The organism is Mesorhizobium sp. M1365 (assembly GCF_040317865.1).
Taxonomy (GTDB): domain Bacteria; phylum Pseudomonadota; class Alphaproteobacteria; order Rhizobiales; family Rhizobiaceae; genus Mesorhizobium.
Window position 1 is genome coordinate 1 of record NZ_JAMYLG010000024.1, and the last position, 16831, is coordinate 16831.

The following is a 16831-nucleotide window of genomic DNA, read 5'->3' on the forward strand; positions in this document are numbered from 1 at the left end:
CGCTGCGTGAAGAACGCCTTGAGCGCCTCATCCAGCCGCATCGTCGCCTCGCTCACCGTCGAGGCCGAGAAAGAGTGGCCGCACAGTTCCTCCGTCACCGCCTTCACCTTGCGGGTCGAAACGCCCTGCACGTACATCTCGACCAGCGCCGACACCAATGCCTTCTCCGAACGCTGGTAGCGCTCAAACAACTCCGTCGAGAACCGGCCAGCCCGATCCTGCGGAACGCGAAGCTCCAGCACCCCGACCCGCGTCACCAGCTTGCGCTCGTAATAGCCGGACCGGTAACTCGTCCGCTCCGCCGTCCGCTCGCCTTTCTCGGCCCCGATCGCCTCCGTCATCTCGGCTTCAAGAACCTCCTGCACGACACTCTGCAATGCCTGGCGAAAGCCGTCCTCATCCGACAACAGCAACGCTTTCAACTCGCCTCTGCTCAGTCTAACGTCTCGATTGGTCATGGCACTTCCCCTTCCACGGGAATCGGTGATCGCAACGTCACCACCGTGCCATGGCCGCTCGCCCCTCAGAGCAAGCCCCGTTCTCTCTCCAAAACTTTTTGCAGAACCTTCAGCACATCTGTGGACGCCCCCGTGAGCGCAAGAAGAATCTTCGAAAGGCAGTATAGCGGCGCGTAGTCGGGTGCTGACATCTGTCCGGCCTCTGATGCGGCCTTCCATTTGCCGCCGGCCCGTATGGGAGTTCGCCGATCGGATCCATATCACTACCGCGCGCTCGAAGCGCTCTGTGCTGAACTGGTTTTTCCGATCCGTCTCTCATCGACTGTCGCGCCATACCTCTCCGTGTGACCTTCCTACACCTGCGACGACCTCAGACCGAGCTGCTATGCTGCCACGGCCGGAGCCCTGTAGGTCCCACCTCTTGCCATGAGCGCCCAGACGATGCGGGCCATCTTGTTGGCAAGAGCGACGACCACAAGCATTGGCGGCTTGCGGGCGAGCATGCGCCCAAGCCACGATCCTTCCCGAATGCCTCGCCGACGAGCATGACGCACGACAGCGCTCGCTCCGATGATAAGCAGGCGCCGCAATGTACGCTCGCCCATCTTCGATGTTGCACCGAGCTTCTGTTTACCGCCGGTTGAGCGTTGCAGCGGCGTCAGGCCCAGCCAAGCGGCGAAGTCGCGCCCCTTTCGGAAGATTGCGGCGCAAGGCGCCAGTGCAACCAGAGCCGTTGCCGTTATCGGACCAACGCCGGGGATTGTTGCCAACCGCCGCACGTCTTCATCCTCTCGGGCACGCCGTGCAATCTCGGCATCGAGCTGCTTGATCCTTTCCTCCAGCGATCTCAGCGTATCGACCAGCACGGTGAGGGCCAGGCGGGCTGCTTCTGGCAGATCGCCCTCAGGATCCTCTACCTTTTCCATCAGCTTGGCAGTATGTGAAGGGCCCTGGGCAACGACCAGTCCATATTCTGCAAGATGGCCGCGCAAGGCGTTGATCGTCTGGGTGCGCTGCCGCACCAGCAGATCACGAGCCCGGAATACGGCCGCACTCGCCTGCTCCTCCTCACTCTTCACGGCGACAAAGCGCATGGTCGGCCGCTGCGCGGCCTCGCAGATCGCCTCGGCATCGGCGGCGTCGTTCTTCTGCCGCTTCACGAAAGGCTTCACATAGGATGGCGGGATCAGACGAACGGTGTGCCCGAGCTTGCCGATCTCGCGCGCCCAGTGATGCGCCCCAGAACAGGCCTCCATGGCGACCAAGCAGGCCGGCTGCCCAGCGAGAAACGCAAGCACCTTGTCGCGTCGCAGTTGCTTGCGGAAAACAATGGCGCCCGCCGCATCGGCTCCATGCGCCTGAAACACATTCTTCGCTAGGTCCAATCCGATCGTGTTAACTTCCATTGTGGACGCTCCCTCTCTTACGGTGGCTGTCAAACACCACCATTCTGGCACATCGATGCCGTCGAGGGGGCGTCCACCCCATCACTATCCGCGCGGCAGCGTTCCCTCCCCCTTGTGGGGAGGGTTAGGGTGGGGGTCCATCTTCGTAAGAATCCAAATGCGATTGCCCAGCGCAACAGAGGGGGGAGATTGGATGCCACTTCGGCTTTCGCCAATCACCAACCTTAGGGCCAAGCAATGAGGGGCGGCGACCTCGGGTGGGACAGGAATTCGGACTTTTTTGCCTTCGCAGCTATTTTGTTCTTGCTTTGTGCCGGCAGCTATGCTACTAATTTTGATATGGTGCCAATTGGCTCCAACGATCCGCCCGCCGAGGCGGTTTTTTGTTTCCGGCTTCTTCCGATCGGAAGTGCGCGTGCTTTGGTGCACAGACTTCTCGCCAATACCGACATTATCGGCCGGTTTCGCCGCTGATTCGATCGTTTCTCGGCCAACTGCGTGTAAGTCGGGTCAACCAGCAACGAAGGTCGATCATTCCCGTTAGTCGCAAATCGCAAATTTAGGAGATTAGCCGAAACCCTCCCTTCGTCATCCTTGCTCCGCCCTGGGATGACGAAGGTGTGGTGTCATATGCTAATCGCCAGCGTTGGAGATTGGCGGATGTAGCTGGTCGGCAGCGAACGTTTGCAGTTGCGACACCCCCAGGCGTTAATCCCAACGTTCTCAGATCGTCTGCTTCTTGCCATCCCTGGTCGGCATCAGGTCGACGCCGTTGACCTTGCCGATGTGCGTCGCCAGCATCGGCACATACTGGTTGGCGGGGCCGGTGGCGAAGGCGCCGGCGAAGGCGTTCTTGGTGGCGTTGCCGAGCGGGTTGGCGATGCCGGCAGCACCCGCCATCGATTCGAGATAGGTGAGATCCTTGAAGGCGTTGGCGATCGTGAATTTGTGCGCGTCGCGGTCGCCTTCCAGCGTCCAGCGCATGAAGGTCTGGTAGAAGCCGCAATCCATGCGGCCGTTGCGGATGACGCTGTCGAAGCGCGGCGGCGAGATGCCGACCTTCTGCGCCAGCGCCAGCGCCTCGGAATAGATCGCGGCGTAGCCGAGCGAGATGAAATTGTTGAGCAGCTTCATGCGGTGGCCATCGCCGGTGTCGCCGATGTGGACGATGCGTCCGGCCCAGGTTTCGAGCACCGGCTTCAGCCGGGCAAAGACCGCATCGGGCGCGCCGACCATGGCGTCGAGCGTGCCTTCCCAAGCCTCCTTCGGGGTGCGGCTGAGCGGGGCATCGACATAATCGACGCCGAGCCCCTTGAGTTCGGCGGCCAGCGCCACCGTCGAAACGGGATCAGAGGTCGAGCAGTCGACGACAACCGATCCCTGCTTCAGGCCTTCCTTGAGGCCGCCTGGGCCGCGGATGATGGCTTCGACCTCGCGCGAGCCGGTGACGCAGATGAAGACAACCGTCGATGCCGCCGCGACGTCGCGCGAGGTCTCCGCTTCCTTGGCACCGCGGCCGAGCAGGTCTTCCGCCGGCGCGCGGTTCTTGCGGCCGAGAAACGTCAGCGGATAGCCCTTGTCGACGATGTTCTTCGCGATCCCGTGCCCCATCAGGCCAAGCCCGATGAAGCCGATCTTTTCGCTCGCGGCGGTCGTGTTCATGTCATTTCGTCCTATTTGCATGATGGATGACGGCGCTGCAGCTTGCCGGCGAATTGTTGAAGCGGGTTTTTGCCGCTCGCCGTGGCAGGCGATTGCAGAGTTCGATATTGTCTGACAATACACATGAATCTTAGGGAGAGCAAAATGACGAAGCGGATCATGTTCACCGGCGGCAGCGGCAAGGCCGGGCGCCACGTCGTGCAGTATCTGGTCGAGCAGGGCTGCCAGGTGCTCAACATCGACACCAAGCCGCTCGACAATCCCAAGGTGCGCACGCTGATCACCGACATCACCGACAGCGGGCAGGTGTTCAATGCGCTGTCGAGCTATATCGGCCTGCATGAATTCGACCCGTCGCTGCGTACGCAGCCGGTCGATGCCGTGGTGCATTTCGCGGCGATCCCGCGCATCATGATCACGCCCGACAATGAGGTGTTCCGCATCAACGCGCTCGGCACCTACAACGTCATCGAGGCCGCGGTGAAGCTCGGCATCCGCAAGGTGGTGATCGCCTCCAGCGAAACGACCTACGGGCTGGTCTTCGCCAACGAGCCGCGCAACCCGACGCATTTTCCGCTCGACGAGGCGTACGACGTCGACCCGATGGACAGCTATGCGCTGTCCAAGGTCGTCAACGAGAAGACCGCGCGGGCGTTTGCACAACGCGATGGCAGCGACATCTATGCCTTGCGCATCGGCAACGTCATCGAGCCGCATGAATATCCGCTGTTTCCGAAATGGTTCGCCGATCCGGGTTTCCGCAAGCGCATCGCCTGGAGCTATATCGACGCGCGCGACCTCGGCCAGATCACGCTGCGCGCCATCGAGAAGGACGGGCTCGGCTATCAGGTGTTCAACGCGGCCAACGACGACACCTCGTCCGATCTGCCGACAGCCGAACTGCTGAAGCGGTTTTATCCCGATGTGCCGGTCAAGGGCGACCTTGGTGAATACGAGACGCTGCTCTCCAACCGCAAGGCGCGGGACATGCTCGGCTTCCGGCCGGAGCACAGCTGGCGGAAATACGTCAAGACGAGCTGACGGACGCAGCTGACGCGGAGCCGGCACTGGGCCAGCCCCGAATTGCTCGTCACGACTCCAGGCTCACGTGTTTGCCGCGCTCGGCAAACTCGAGCTACTTGTCTTTCCAGAATTCGGCCTGGAGTTGCGCCGCTTCATCGGCAAGCAGCGGGCCGACGACTTCAGTCGGACGCTGCCCAGCTTCGAAGACGATCCTGCAGGGCAGGTCGAGTGTGGGGTTCTCGACATGTGCGCCCGTCAACCCCTTGAGCTCATGTTCGCTCTGCCCAAAAACGACCCGTCCGATGCCCGCCCAATAGATTGTCCCGGAGCACATCGCGCAAGGTTCGGCCGACGTGTAGAGGGTGCAGGAAGCCAGCTTTTCGAGACTGACATTCATCCCCGCCCACGAGGCCAGCAGCCTTTCGGCATGAGCGGTGCGGTCGCCGCCGCCGGCTTTGTAAGCGTTGGGCTGCTCGCGCAACACATTGCCGTCCTTGTCAGCGAGCAGCGAACCAAAGGGATGTTCGCCAGCATCGCGGGCCCTGCGCGCGACTTCGAACGCCTGACGGAGCAGCCGCTCATCATAGGGGCGTTGTGGCATCGGCAGATCCTCCGGCAGCTGCAGCGGGGTCTTTGCCGTCGTCAATCACTTCGTCGGCTTCCTCGCCTGTCGCAATGCGCATGACATGGACTGCGTTGCCGATCACATCGGCGGGGCGCTTCTGGCCTCTAGGACCGGTTGGCATAGGCTGGCTTCCCAAGTGTCCGGGCATCATTCATGCAGTCGGCCTTTATAGCCTCATAGTCCGGGCCCTGCCGTTCAACCGAGCGTCCGTCATAATGGCGACCGCTAAATCGGTACACGCCAGCTGAGACCTCGCCAGAGGTAAACGTCCAACCTTCCAATGCGTCTTGATTGTGATCGCTCACGATTGCTCCCATGCTTTCCGGTAAGCATACAGGAGCTCAGCCCGATATGGAAAATGCATATTGCATTCCGTCAAATTTCAACTGAGACATACCGGCCGCTGGCGTCACTGGCAAGCTTTGGGAAATCAGTGATATCGTCGCGCTGATCCAAGCCAAAGAGGCAGAGGAGCCTATGGTTCGCGGCCAAAAAGCAGGGAGTGAGGACATTTGAAGTACGAGTGGGCGGACAATCCTCACTTGTTTATTCCAATAACAGCATGTGTCGTTGTCTTGGCCCTGAGTTTCGCAGCCATGTTCGTCGCACTCCTAAGCATAATTCTGCGCACCGATTTCTATGGGTCAATCGATGAGCAGAACCTTCCATGGAGCGAACGACTGGGGAAGCGAGACGCAAGGGTTCGTGCTGGATTTTGGTCAGCGCGCTTCCTGATGCCGCGCCGGGTGATTGCATATGGTGCTGTTGTGTTCTTCTGCAGCTTCGGTGCGGTCGAGCTTATTTTAACTGTCTTCGGCCATCCGTCTTGATCGAATTTTCAAACTGACCCACTCCCGCCCAGGCTCAAGCCTCGTTCCGATTGGGCCGTTGAGCCAGCCAGATGCTGCCGATGACGAAAACGACGCCGGCGATCTGAGGCAAGGTCAGTGTCTGATCCAGGAATACCCATCCAAGCAGCACGGCGGTCACCGGGCTGAGGAAAAGCAGCGATGACACCACTGCGGATTCCAGTCGCGCAATGCCCCGGAACCAGAGGACATAGGTCAGCGCCGCGCCGATCAGGCCGAGCCACACGAGTCCAAGCAGGTTGGCGCCGGTCGGGATTGGGATAGACGGTTCGAAAAGCAGGACCACCGGAACGAGAAGGAGACCGCCGGCAGTCAGTTGCCATGCCGTAAAGGCGAGCAGCGATGCTGGCGGCTGCCACTTGCGGCTCAACACGCTTCCGAAGGCCATTGAGGCCGCCCCGGCGAGGCCGGCGGCAACGCCGGCCGCATCGAGCGTCGCGTTCGGGGTCAGCACCAGCAACGCGACACCGGCGATCCCGACAAGGGCGGCGACGATCGCCAACCGGCGGACAGGGCTGGCAAGCAGGGCAGCGGCAAGGAAAATCACAATCAATGGCTGGACCGACAGCACGGTCGCCGCGACCCCGCCCGGAAGCCGGTAGGCGGCGACAAACAACATGCTCAGGAAGATCGAGATGTTGAGGGCTCCGAGGACGAAACTGCGCAGCCACCAGACGCCCGTCGGCAGTTGCCGAACGATCGCCAGCAGCAGCAATCCGGCGGGCAGGGCTCGCAGCATTGCGACCGTCATCGGCGAGAAGTTCGGCAGGAACTGCGTGGTGACGATATAGGTGCTGCCCCATATTGCGGGTGCGATGGCTGTAAGCAGCAGATCGGAACGGTGCGTTTTCATAAGATTTCCAGAACTTCGGCAAGAGGGCGGCGCGGCTTTTGCGGCCAGTTTCCGGGCGCGGCGCGGCCGACCGCGATGAGCATCACCGGCACTTCATTCCGCGCAAGGCCAAACTCGCGCGCCACGCCGTCGGCATCGAAGCCTGCCATCGGACCGGAGACCAGCCCCAGCGCTTCGGCCGCGAAGATCAGCGTTGCCGCGCCAAGCGTTGCCGAGCGCACCGCTTCGTCGCGGGCCGCTAGAGGATCGGCATATTGGGCGCGGGCGCCCTCCCGCCAGCCCGAAGCCATATCCGCCGGCATGAAGCCGGCTTCGACGAACGGACGGAGCCTGGCATCGAGGGCAGCGTGGTCGGGCAGTACGCCGCAGATGATGAAGGTGACGGCGGCGTCCTGCACCTTGGCCTGGCCATGGGCGAGGCTGCGCAATCGTGCCTTTGCTTCCGGCGTCCGCACCGCGATGAACCGCCAATTCTGAAGGTTGTAGGCGCTTGGCGCGCGCGTTGCGAGACGTGCCAGCTCCTCGATCTCGGCGCCCGTCAATTCGTGCGAGGCATCGAACCGATTGGCCGACATGCGCCGCTCGATAAGGGAAATTGCGGGGTTGGTCATCATGTCATTCCGAAACTGAGAAAGTCGTTCGGGAAGCAGATAGAGAATTTACCAAGGAGCGATAATATGCAACAATTGCAAGACATTATTTACTGGAAGAGAATGGTGCGATGGATCGCCTGACGGCGTTGCAGGTTTTCCGCCAGGTGGCGGAACTGAACAGCTTTGCCGAAGCTGGACGGCGGCTCGGTCTCTCTCCTCCCGCGGTCAGCAAGAACATCGCCGAACTGGAGGCGCATCTGGGGGTGCGGCTCATCAACCGGACAACGCGGCGCATGGCGCTGACCGAAGAGGGCAGGATCTATCTGGAGCATGTCACGCAGGGGCTCGATGCGCTGGCCAGGGCCGACCAGGTGCTCGGCCCGATCAAGACGGCGCCGAGCGGCACGTTGCGGGTCAGCGCGCCGATGACTGTCACGTTGACGCGGCTTTCGGCTGCGATCCCCGCGTTTCTATCGCGTTATCCCGATTTGAAACTCGATCTGCATCTTGACGACAGACGCGTCGATATCGTGCGGGAGGGATTTGACCTGGCCATTCGCGGCAGCGACAATCTCGAGGATTCCAGTCTGGTCGCCAGAAAGCTTGCGGTCATGCCGCACGTGCTTTGCGCAGCTCCGTCCTACTTCGAGGAGCATGGCCGGCCCAAAACGCCTGCCGATTTGAAGGCGGCCAATTGCATCCGGTTCAGCCTCTCGGGGCATGCGGACATATGGGAATTCCGCAAGGACGGCCGCGCCGAGCGGATCGCCATCGACGGACGATATACGGTCTCGTCAAGCCTTGCCGTGCGCGATGCGCTGCGCGCCGGCTTCGGCGTCAGCCTGATCCCTTATCCCTATGTCGAGAGCGACCTTAAAGCAGGCCGGCTGCAATCGGCTCTGGATGATTGGGACAAGGTCGAAACCACGCTCTACGCGGTCTATCCGGCACGCCAGCATCTTGCCCCGAAAATCCGCGTCTTCCTTGATTTCCTGATCGAGGAATTCAGCCGGAACAAAGAGAAACCGTTCGTGCCTCCCCGGCGTGAACGCTTGGCAAAGCGCGGTGTCGGCGAGGGGACGGAGGCGGAAAATCAAGCTGAGATATTGCCGTCGATTTCATCTCCTTGACACGCCTCCAAATCCGGACTTTGTGGAGCTATGCAGGACGCGAAGCCGAATAAGGGAAAGACAGCGGCCGAGGCGTTCGCCGAACGCACGAGCGGTATTCGCCGGGCCGATGCGGCGCGCATGCCGGGATCGAGCGTGCATGCGTCGCTGGCCAACGAGATCGGGCTGAGGATCGTGCGCGGCGACTATCCGCCGGGAACCATCCTGCCCAACGAAGCCAAATGGTCGGAGACCTTCGACGTCAGCCGCTCGGCGGTGCGCGAAGCCATCAAAATGCTGATGGCGAAGAGCCTATTGGCGTCACGCCCGAAAATCGGCAGCTGGGTCGAGCCGAAGGAGCGCTGGAACCTGCTCGATCGCGACGTGCTGGCCTGGTACGCGACCTCGCCGGACCGCGAGGTGTTCCTCAGGACCGTGCAGGAATTCCGCCACATCATCGAGCCGGAGGCCAGCGCCTTTGCCGCGATGCGGCGCACCGATGAGCAGATGGCCGAGATCAGCCAGGCCTGCCGCGAGATGGGCGAGGCGACCAACCTGCAGGAGCGGACGCGCGCCGACACGCGGTTTCACCTCGCCATCCTGCGCGCCTCGGGCAACGATCTGCTGGTGCCGCTCGGCGTGCTGATCGAATCGGCATTCGATCATCTGTTTGCTTATACCACGCGGGAACTCGATGATTTGCAGCATGCGCAGAGGCTGCATGAGGCAATCGAGAAGAGCATCCGCCTGCAGCGGCCGGACGCGGCGCGCAATGCGGTGCGCAAGCTGCTGGCCAATACCGACAGCGTCATCAAGTCCAGGTAACGGCCGCCACACATTCAAACAGTCGGATTGTGTCGGTGCGGCCGCCGATGGTGCGCGCTTGACCAATGTTTGCCGGCGAGGTTTCGGCACGAATGGTTCCCGTCAATCGATACGAAATGGGTCTGTTTGACGAACCGGCTGCCGATTAGCTTCCAGATGCGCAAGTCGCTTGGGTCGACCTTAACAACAAGCATAGGGGAAATCGGCATGAGCATGAAAAATGGGCTATCGAAAATTGGCTTCCACGTCAGCCGGGTTGTCGCCATTTCGGCGGTGGCCTTGCTGCCGGTCTTCGGCGGGGCGGCCATGGCGCAGGACAAGGATATCTCGATCTATTTTGTCGGCTGTGCCGCACCGACGGGCTTTCATGGCTATCTGGCACGCGGCGCCGAGGAGGCCGGCAAAAACCTCGGCGTGAAGGTCACCTATATTTTCCCGGATCAGCTTACCATTCCAAACCAGGTGCAGAAGATCGAGGAGGCGATCGCCGCCCAGGCCAACGGCATCGCCATCTGCGCCTTCGCCGAGGATTCGTCCTATGCCGATGTCGCCGCGCGCGCCAAGGAAGCCGGCATTGCCTTCGGCAGCGCCGCCGCGCCGCCGTCCGGCTCGCAAGTGCGCGATCCCAACGATTTCTTCCTGTTCCGCACCGGATCTGATGAAGCGGCGGCGGGCAAGTTGACGGCGCAGCGACTGGTCTCGATGGGCGTCAAGGGCCGCGTCGTGGTCGCCAATCAACAGCCGGGCGACGCGAGCTGCCAGCTCAGGGCGACGTCGCAGATCGATGAGCTCAAGAAGGCCGGCATCGAGGCCGACTTCCTCGAACTGACCATGGATCCGGGCCAGCAGGCGGAAGCGCTGTCAAATTACCTGCGCGTGCACCCCGATACGGCCGCAGCCACGAGCACATGCGACGTGATCGATGGTTTCCTCTCCGCCAAGGCAGATAGCGGCCGGGACGACCTGGTGCTCACCGGCTACGACATCGTCGCGCAATCGCTCGATGCGATAAAGGATGGCCGGCAGGCGTTCACCATCGACCAGCAGCAGTTCTGGCGCGGCTACATGCCTGTGCTGCTCCTGACCCACTACCTGAAATACGGCCTGATCGAAGGTAATTACTTCCTGACCGGTCCGACGGTCGTCGACAAGGACAATGTGGAGCGCGTCTCGGCATTGGTGAAGGAGGGCTATCGCTGATGCACGCCGCCCAAAAGTCCATCAGTGGTTTTTGGACGACAGCAAAAACCTAGCACGCGTCCAGGACGGGCGGCCAAGCCGCCCGTTCGCCATCTTCGTGGCCACTCTTGTATCGGGGTGACGGCATGAACGAACAGCCCGGGCCGAATGCGGCCAACAAGCCTTCCTCCCGTGTGGTCGCCGGCGAGGCGCTGAGACGGCTGATGCTGCGGCCGGAGGCGACGTCGATCGCGGCCGTCGTCATCCTGTTCCTGGTCTTCACCGCGCTCAGCCCGCAGCTTTTCCCCACCAGGCTGTCCTACATCAGCATCATGGCCGTCGCGGCCGAACTCGGTATCGTCAGCGTCGGCGTCACGCTGCTGATGATCGGCGGTCACTTCGACTTGTCGGTGGGCGCGGTGCTCGGACTCACCTCGTTCGTCTGCGTGGTGCTGATGCGCGACTTCGGCCTGCCACCGATCGTCGCCGCGCCGGTCGCGGTGGCCGTCGGAGCCGCGCTTGGCTGGGCCAACGGCATGATCGTGGTCAGGTTCCGCATCCATTCCTTCGTCGTGACGCTCGGCACCATGCTGATCTGGCGCGGCATACTGATCGCGCTGACCGGCGGCTTTCCGATGACGGTCGCCATTCCGCCTGGGTTCAAGGCCATAATGGCGGGTCCGCTGCTTGCCGGCTTTCGTATGTCGATGCTGTGGTTCCTGGCAATCGGGCTGGCAGGCACCTTCCTGCTGGCGCGCACCAGGTTCGGCAACTGGATCCAGGCACGTGGCCAGAACGAACAGGCGGCGCGCAATCTCGGCGTACCGGTGGACCGCGTCACCGTCATCCTGTTCATGATCACATCCGCGCTGGCAGCCATCGCCGGCGTCATCCAGGTTGCCCGCTTTTCCTCCGTCGACGCATTGCGCGGCGAGGGCATCGAACTGCAGGCGGTAGCCGTTACCGTTATCGGCGGAACGCTGCTGGCCGGCGGCTACGGCAGCGTCATCGGCACCATTCTCGGAGCCGTCACCTTCGGCATGATCCAGGTCGGCCTGGTGCTGGCAGGCGCTCCCGGCCATTTCTTCCGCACGCTCACCGGCGTCATTGTCGTCGGCGCGGTCATCCTCAATACCTCGGTGGCGCGCCGCATCGCCAAATCCAGGCCGATGGGCGGCTTCAAGCGCGACAGCAGTGCTGCCGACGCGGCGATTGCCGGCAACGCCGCAACGGCGGAGATACGGCCCGCCGGCAGCCTGGCGAAGGAGAAGGGGCGATGAGCGAGCCGTCTGGCCTGGATGCCCAGCGCGGGGCCCGGCTGCCGGCCGGCAGCGGCTCCGACGACCTGACCCTTCGCCGCCCTCCGGTCGAGCCGGTCGCTGCCGGCGCGGTGCCGGTGATCGAGGCTGTCAACCTGTCGAAAGGGTTCGGCGCCACCACCGCGCTGGTCGACGTGTCGCTAAGCGCCTATGCCGGACGCATCCTGGCGCTGCTCGGCGACAACGGCGCCGGCAAATCGACCTTGATCAAGATCCTGTCCGGCGTCTTCCCGCCGGACAGGGGAGAATTGCGCTTCAACGGCGAGAAGGTGGCTTTCGCCAACCCGGCTCAGGCGCGCGAACGCGGCATTGCCACGGTGTTCCAGGACCTTGCCGTCTGCGAATTGCTGTCGGTCACACGCAATGTCGTGCTCGGCCGCGAACCGCTGAAAGGTTTCGGACCGTTCAAATGGCTCGACATGAAACGCGCCGACGACATGGCGCGCTCGGCGCTGCATCAGCTCGGGGTGCGCTGGGAACGCGGCCTGGACGAACGCGGCGTCAACATCTCCGGCGGCGAACGCCAGTCCCTGGCAATCGCAAGAGCCATGTTCTTCGGATCGTCGCTGCTTGTGCTGGATGAGCCTACGTCGGCTCTGGCCGTGCGTCAGGCAGGCCGGGTGCTCGAGCACATTCTCAGGGCACGCGAGCAGGGCCAGGCGGTCATCCTGATCACCCACAATTTCCGTCACGCGCTCTCGGTGGCCGACGATCTGGTGGTTCTGGCGCAGGGGCGCGTGGCGGGCCGGTTCCGGCGTGACGAGATCGAGCTCGACGAATTGACCGACCTCGTTGCCCGTGTCGGGTGAGATGACAATGCAGCAGTTCAGGAGCAGGAAATGACCGTAAAGACCGCAAGGAAGCGTGTCGTCATCCACGAGGACGACGTCGGCATGAGCCATGGCGCAAATGTCGCGTTTTTCGAACTGTCGAAGTTCGGCACATGCAGTTCCGGTTCGGTGATGGCGCCATGCCCGTGGTTCCCGGAAGCCGCTCAGATCGCCGTCGCCAACCCCGATTTCGACCTCGGCGTGCACTTGACGCTGACCAGCGAGCAGAAGCCGTATCGCTGGCGTCCGCTGACCAACCCGCCCAAATCGGCTGCGATGACTGACGAGTTCGGCTATTTCTGGCCGACCGTACCGCAGGCGCGCAAAGCCCATCCCGATGCGGTGGAAGCGGAACTGCGTGCGCAGATCGAATGCGCCATCGCTGCCGGCATCGACATCACCCATCTCGACGCTCACATGGGCACGGCGCAGATGCCGGAATTCATCGCCATCTATCGCAAGCTCGGCCGGGAATACCGGCTGCCGGCGCTGCTGGTGAAGGACCTGTCGGGCTACAACCCGGCGAGCTATGCCGGTGAGCTGGACATTGCCCGCTACGATGCCGAAATCGTAAAGGCGCAAGCGGCAGGCGAACCGGTGTTCGACATCGTTCTGGAAACGCCCTGGGCGCGCAAGACGGATGCGCAGACGGCCTACCACGCGATGTTTGCCAGAATCCCGGAGGGGTTGAATTTCCTGTCGCTGCATTTCAACACGGTAGGCGATTTCGAGGCGATCAATCCTCCGGATGCCCATCTGCGGACCGAGGAATACGCGTTGTTCAAGACGGCGCGCGTCAAGGCGTGGATCAGCGAGTTCGACATCGAAGTGATCGGCATGCGCGGCATGCGTGATGAACTGCGCGCCGCCAAGATCTGAAAGCCGACGATCTTATGAGGCCAGATGCCGCCGGGTCAGCCCGATCAGCAGCGCCTGGTCGCGGGCGGCGTGTTCGGGCGGGTTGACGACGGCATCGCCATTGACGATCGCCGCCCAGAAGCCACGCATCTCCTCGACGAAGGCTTCGGCGTAACCGGCCCGCAAATCTTTCTTCGACAGCGTGTGACCGTCCGAGGTCGTCACCGTCAGCCGGGTCGGATGATGGTTGAGCCAGGGCGAGGGGAATTCGAGCTCGAGGCTGGCATCGTCGAAGAACAGCGTGATCCGCTCCTTGTAGTCGGCGAGCTTGGGCACGGTGAGATGCGTCATGGTCCACAGCGCCTGCCCGTCCAGCAACTTGACGGCGCCGTGGCCGCCGTCGCCATTGGCAAAGATCTGCGCGCCGACGACCTCGCCGTCCGGCACGCCGAGCGCATCGAGCAGACCATGGACGGCGTTGACATCGTGAATCAAGGCCGAGCTGTAAGCGCCGGTAAATCCACGGAAAGCGAGATCGGTCAGATGCACGCCGACGGCCTCTTCGACCTGGCGCTTCTGCTTTGCGGCGACAGTGGCGACCATGTCTTGTGGGATATCGGTACCGCGCCTGTAGGGCTGATGGGCAATGAACGGCCAGGCGTCGGGATCGTTTACCTCCACCGAGACCGCGCGCAGCGTGCTCGATGTTCCAGGCAGCGAAGCGAGCGCCAGCCGGTAATTCGGATCAAAGCGCTTCATATAGCCGACCTGAACGATTTTCCTGGCGGCATCGCGCGCGGCGATGATCCCGGCGATTTCCGCCAGCGGATAGCAGAGTGGTTTTTCGCAAAAGACGTGCAGGCCGCGCGCCAGCGCCGCCAGCACTTGTTCGTGATGCAGCGGGTCCGGCGAGCCGATCACCACCGCGTCGAGGTGTTGGTCGAAGAGCTGGTCGATTGTTTCGAAATTGGCAATGCCATGGGTGTCGGTGACGAACTGCCGCGAAATCCTCGAGGGATCGGCGACGCCGACCAGCCCGAACAATTCACCGAGGCGCAGCAGATTGGGGATGTGCTCGACCTGCGAGATCATGCCGGCGCCGACGACCCCGACGCGTATCCTGCTCATTGGATCATTCCCCGCAATGTCCGATTGTCAGCTCAAGGCGCCGCAGGCGGCCGGTTGCCGATCTGGGCGAGCAGGCCGGCAATCTCCGCCTCGACCGCTTTCAGATCCTCGCCGCCCGACATGATCGAGATGACCTCGTCGCGCGAGATTTCCGATTTGGCATAGGTGCCGCGATTGCGGCCGCGGTTGAGCAGGGTGAAGGTGTCGCCGACCGGATAGGCGTGGTGGATGTTGTGGCTGATGAAGATGACGGCCAAACCCCGCATGCGTGCTTCGATGATGAATTTCAGCACCATCGCCGCCTGGTGGACGCCGAGTGCGGAAGTCGGCTCGTCGAGGATCAGCACGCGCGCACCAAAATGCACGGCGCGGGCGATCGCCACCGACTGGCGCTCGCCGCCCGACAGCGTGCCGACGGCCTGCGTCGGATCGCGCACGTCAATGCCGATATCGGCCATCGCCTGCCTGGCGATGGTGTTGGCGCGCTCCTTGTCGATGCGCGAGAAGGGCAGGCTGCTTTTGGTCGGCTCGCGGCCGAGGAAGAAGTTGCGGGTGATCGACATTAGCGAGATCATGCCGAGGTCCTGGAACACCGTTGCCACGCCGAGCTCCTGCGCGTCGCGCGGGCTGCGGAAGGTGACCGGCTTGCCGTCGACCAGGATTTCGCCCTTGCTCGGCCGATAGACGCCGGACAGGACCTTGATCAGCGTCGACTTGCCGGCGCCGTTGTCGCCGAGCAGGCAGTGGACCTCGCCCGGATAGACCTTGATGTCGATGTCCTGGAGGGCGCGCACCGAGCCGAAATTAACGCTGACGCCGCGCAGTTCCATTGCCGGTTCGGTCATTTGGGCCGGTTCGGTCATTTGGGCCGGCTCGGTCATTTGCCACCTCCGCGGCCGAGCGCCTTCAGCCTGATGTAGTTGTTGACCAGCACGGCCATCAGGATGACGATGCCGAGGAAGACCTTGAACCAGTCGGTGTCGATGCCGGTGTAGAAGATGCCCATCTGCACCAGCCCGAAGATCAGCGCGCCGAACAGCACGCCATAGACGGTGCCGTAGCCGCCGGTGAGCAGCACGCCGCCGATGACGGCGGCGATGATCGCCTCGAATTCCTTGAGCAGGCCGCGCGTGGTGTCGGCGGAGCCCGCCTCCATCACCTGGATGGTGGCAAGCAGCGTCGCCGCGCAGGCGGTGTAGACGAACAGGCTGATCTTGACGCGATCGACCGGCACGCCGACGTTGCGGGCTGCTATCAGGTCGCCGCCGGTGGCGAAGATCCAGTTGCCGTATTTCGTCTGGGTGAGCACGTAGCCGGCCAGCGCCGTCAGGCCGAGCCACCAGACGATCGACATCGGAATGCCGGCGACGAACGGTATGCCGTCGCTGCGGGTGGCGATCCAGCCTTGCGCGCCCATCCAGTGGAATAGGCCGGTGAGCAGATGGCCGTTGAAAATGCCGGCCGTCGCCGGGTCCGGCGCGCCTTCGAGGATGTAGGGGATCTGCGTGCGGCCGGTGACGGCGCGGGTGATGCCGATCGACAGTCCGCGCAGGATATAGAGGGTGGCGAGCGTGACGATGAAGGAGGGCAGGCGCGTCTTCACCACGATCAGGCCGTTGAGATAGCCGGTGAGGATGGCAACGGCGAAGGCGCAGGCGATGCCGCCCCATAGCGGCAGGCCCCAGTACTTCACCGTCAGCCCGATGACGACACCGGCAAAGCCGACCATGGAGCCGACCGAAAGATCGAACTCGCCGGCGATGATGAGGAGTGCTGCCGCGGTGGCGACGATGCCGAGCTCCGCCGACAGCGTCAGGAAGGTCATCGATCCCTGCAGCGAATAGAGGTTTGCCGCGCCCGGCAGCAGCGCAAAGATGATGATCGTCGCAAGCAGCCCACCGGCGGCACCGGCTTCCGGCCGGCGCAGCCACTGGGTCAGCTTGCCGGTGCTGGCCAGCCGCTCGTCGGCGCCGGCGGCCCGCTTCGACGTCATGCCGAAGCGGTCGGTCGCCTTCAGTTCGCCCGGAGATATAGCCTTGTCTTCCACGACCGCCATTAGGCTCTCCAATCGCTCAATTCGCAATCTTCGAACGG

At 62.8% G+C, this 16831-nt stretch carries 18 protein-coding genes; 9 read left to right on the forward strand and 9 right to left on the reverse strand.

Annotated elements, in window-relative coordinates; translation table 11 throughout:
• A partial coding sequence (locus tag NKH04_RS22295; protein WP_352717981.1) for a transposase occupies positions 1–458 on the reverse strand: 458 nt, incomplete at its 3' end.
• 383 nt (positions 459–841) lie between these two features.
• On the reverse strand, positions 842–1864 hold the full coding sequence (locus NKH04_RS22300) for an IS110 family RNA-guided transposase (RefSeq protein WP_352500826.1): 1023 nt from the start codon (positions 1862–1864) through the stop codon (positions 842–844).
• A gap of 237 nt (positions 1865–2101) precedes the next feature.
• Here NKH04_RS22300 and NKH04_RS22305 point away from each other — a divergent pair, with 237 nt between their 5' ends.
• Positions 2102–2338, forward strand: a complete 237-nt coding sequence (locus NKH04_RS22305) for a hypothetical protein (protein ID WP_353044972.1) — start codon at positions 2102–2104, stop codon at positions 2336–2338.
• Between the two features lie 249 nt (positions 2339–2587).
• On the opposite strand, the gene NKH04_RS22310 is transcribed toward NKH04_RS22305, so the two are convergent.
• Positions 2588–3526, reverse strand: coding sequence for an NAD(P)-dependent oxidoreductase (locus NKH04_RS22310; protein WP_353044973.1), 939 nt, complete (start codon positions 3524–3526; stop codon positions 2588–2590).
• Positions 3527–3670: 144 nt separating this feature from the next.
• On the opposite strand from NKH04_RS22310, the gene NKH04_RS22315 reads away from it, so the two are divergent.
• Positions 3671–4567: an NAD-dependent epimerase/dehydratase family protein gene (locus tag NKH04_RS22315; RefSeq protein WP_353044974.1), complete on the forward strand. Its 897-nt coding sequence runs from the start codon at positions 3671–3673 to the stop codon at positions 4565–4567.
• Between the two features lie 94 nt (positions 4568–4661).
• Here NKH04_RS22315 and NKH04_RS22320 read toward each other — a convergent pair whose 3' ends face one another.
• A complete protein-coding gene (locus NKH04_RS22320; protein ID WP_353044975.1) occupies positions 4662–5150 on the reverse strand; it encodes a nucleoside deaminase in 489 nt (162 codons plus the stop codon).
• Positions 5151–5686: 536 nt separating this feature from the next.
• Between NKH04_RS22320 and NKH04_RS22325 the strand changes: the two genes are divergently transcribed.
• Positions 5687–6004, forward strand: a complete 318-nt coding sequence (locus tag NKH04_RS22325) for a hypothetical protein (RefSeq protein ID WP_353044976.1) — start codon at positions 5687–5689, stop codon at positions 6002–6004.
• 34 nt (positions 6005–6038) lie between these two features.
• Here the strand turns inward: NKH04_RS22325 and NKH04_RS22330 are convergent, their stop codons facing one another.
• On the reverse strand, positions 6039–6896 hold the full coding sequence (locus NKH04_RS22330; protein WP_353044977.1) for an EamA family transporter: 858 nt from the start codon (positions 6894–6896) through the stop codon (positions 6039–6041).
• Complete coding sequence (locus tag NKH04_RS22335; protein ID WP_353044978.1) at positions 6893–7507, reverse strand: nitroreductase family protein; 615 nt, start codon at positions 7505–7507, stop codon at positions 6893–6895. The genes NKH04_RS22330 and NKH04_RS22335 overlap by 4 nt, the downstream gene beginning before the upstream one ends.
• 110 nt (positions 7508–7617) lie before the next feature.
• Here NKH04_RS22335 and NKH04_RS22340 point away from each other — a divergent pair, with 110 nt between their 5' ends.
• The 6 genes from NKH04_RS22340 to NKH04_RS22365 all read left to right on the forward strand — a co-directional run bounded on the left by NKH04_RS22340 (position 7618) and on the right by NKH04_RS22365 (position 13630).
• Positions 7618–8619, forward strand: coding sequence for a LysR family transcriptional regulator (locus tag NKH04_RS22340; protein ID WP_353044979.1), 1002 nt, complete (start codon positions 7618–7620; stop codon positions 8617–8619).
• 30 nt (positions 8620–8649) lie between these two features.
• Positions 8650–9423, forward strand: a complete 774-nt coding sequence (locus tag NKH04_RS22345; protein WP_352475451.1) for a FadR/GntR family transcriptional regulator — start codon at positions 8650–8652, stop codon at positions 9421–9423.
• A gap of 207 nt (positions 9424–9630) precedes the next feature.
• The gene (locus NKH04_RS22350; RefSeq protein WP_353044980.1) at positions 9631–10623 is read left to right on the forward strand and encodes a substrate-binding domain-containing protein; all 993 of its coding nucleotides are present in this window, start codon (positions 9631–9633) and stop codon (positions 10621–10623) included.
• 125 nt (positions 10624–10748) lie between these two features.
• Positions 10749–11882 carry an ABC transporter permease gene (locus NKH04_RS22355; protein ID WP_353044981.1) on the forward strand — a complete coding sequence of 378 codons (1134 nt, stop codon included), beginning with the start codon at positions 10749–10751 and terminating at the stop codon, positions 11880–11882.
• The gene (locus NKH04_RS22360; protein ID WP_352542457.1) at positions 11879–12730 is read left to right on the forward strand and encodes an ATP-binding cassette domain-containing protein; all 852 of its coding nucleotides are present in this window, start codon (positions 11879–11881) and stop codon (positions 12728–12730) included. The genes NKH04_RS22355 and NKH04_RS22360 overlap by 4 nt, the downstream gene beginning before the upstream one ends.
• Positions 12731–12760: 30 nt before the next feature.
• Positions 12761–13630: a polysaccharide deacetylase family protein gene (locus NKH04_RS22365; protein WP_353044982.1), complete on the forward strand. Its 870-nt coding sequence runs from the start codon at positions 12761–12763 to the stop codon at positions 13628–13630.
• A 12-nt stretch (positions 13631–13642) separates the two neighbouring features.
• Here the strand turns inward: NKH04_RS22365 and NKH04_RS22370 are convergent, their stop codons facing one another.
• From NKH04_RS22370 to NKH04_RS22380, 3 genes are read right to left on the reverse strand one after another with little or no spacing between them, the layout of a single operon-like run.
• Positions 13643–14737 (reverse strand): Gfo/Idh/MocA family protein, encoded by a 1095-nt coding sequence (locus tag NKH04_RS22370; RefSeq protein ID WP_353044983.1) that lies wholly within the window; start codon positions 14735–14737, stop codon positions 13643–13645.
• A 32-nt stretch (positions 14738–14769) separates the two neighbouring features.
• Complete coding sequence (locus tag NKH04_RS22375) at positions 14770–15582, reverse strand: ATP-binding cassette domain-containing protein (RefSeq protein ID WP_023675815.1); 813 nt, start codon at positions 15580–15582, stop codon at positions 14770–14772.
• Between the two features lie 32 nt (positions 15583–15614).
• Positions 15615–16730 carry an ABC transporter permease gene (locus NKH04_RS22380; protein WP_352456268.1) on the reverse strand — a complete coding sequence of 372 codons (1116 nt, stop codon included), beginning with the start codon at positions 16728–16730 and terminating at the stop codon, positions 15615–15617.
• Positions 16731–16831: the final 101 nt, after the last annotated feature.

Coding starts and splice junctions, on each gene's coding strand:
- NKH04_RS22375 (WP_023675815.1), bottom strand. CDS start 15,582: ATGACCGAACCGGCAATGGAACTGCGCGGCGTCAGCGTTAATTTCGGC.
- NKH04_RS22300 (WP_352500826.1), bottom strand. CDS start 1,864: ATGGAAGTTAACACGATCGGATTGGACCTAGCGAAGAATGTGTTTCAG.
- NKH04_RS22340 (WP_353044979.1), top strand. CDS start 7,618: ATGGATCGCCTGACGGCGTTGCAGGTTTTCCGCCAGGTGGCGGAACTG.
- NKH04_RS22370 (WP_353044983.1), bottom strand. CDS start 14,737: ATGAGCAGGATACGCGTCGGGGTCGTCGGCGCCGGCATGATCTCGCAG.
- NKH04_RS22305 (WP_353044972.1), top strand. CDS start 2,102: ATGAGGGGCGGCGACCTCGGGTGGGACAGGAATTCGGACTTTTTTGCC.
- NKH04_RS22310 (WP_353044973.1), bottom strand. CDS start 3,526: ATGAACACGACCGCCGCGAGCGAAAAGATCGGCTTCATCGGGCTTGGC.
- NKH04_RS22330 (WP_353044977.1), bottom strand. CDS start 6,896: ATGAAAACGCACCGTTCCGATCTGCTGCTTACAGCCATCGCACCCGCA.
- NKH04_RS22345 (WP_352475451.1), top strand. CDS start 8,650: ATGCAGGACGCGAAGCCGAATAAGGGAAAGACAGCGGCCGAGGCGTTC.
- NKH04_RS22350 (WP_353044980.1), top strand. CDS start 9,631: ATGAGCATGAAAAATGGGCTATCGAAAATTGGCTTCCACGTCAGCCGG.
- NKH04_RS22355 (WP_353044981.1), top strand. CDS start 10,749: ATGAACGAACAGCCCGGGCCGAATGCGGCCAACAAGCCTTCCTCCCGT.
- NKH04_RS22315 (WP_353044974.1), top strand. CDS start 3,671: ATGACGAAGCGGATCATGTTCACCGGCGGCAGCGGCAAGGCCGGGCGC.
- NKH04_RS22360 (WP_352542457.1), top strand. CDS start 11,879: ATGAGCGAGCCGTCTGGCCTGGATGCCCAGCGCGGGGCCCGGCTGCCG.
- NKH04_RS22335 (WP_353044978.1), bottom strand. CDS start 7,507: ATGACCAACCCCGCAATTTCCCTTATCGAGCGGCGCATGTCGGCCAAT.
- NKH04_RS22320 (WP_353044975.1), bottom strand. CDS start 5,150: ATGCCACAACGCCCCTATGATGAGCGGCTGCTCCGTCAGGCGTTCGAA.
- NKH04_RS22365 (WP_353044982.1), top strand. CDS start 12,761: ATGACCGTAAAGACCGCAAGGAAGCGTGTCGTCATCCACGAGGACGAC.
- NKH04_RS22380 (WP_352456268.1), bottom strand. CDS start 16,730: ATGACGTCGAAGCGGGCCGCCGGCGCCGACGAGCGGCTGGCCAGCACC.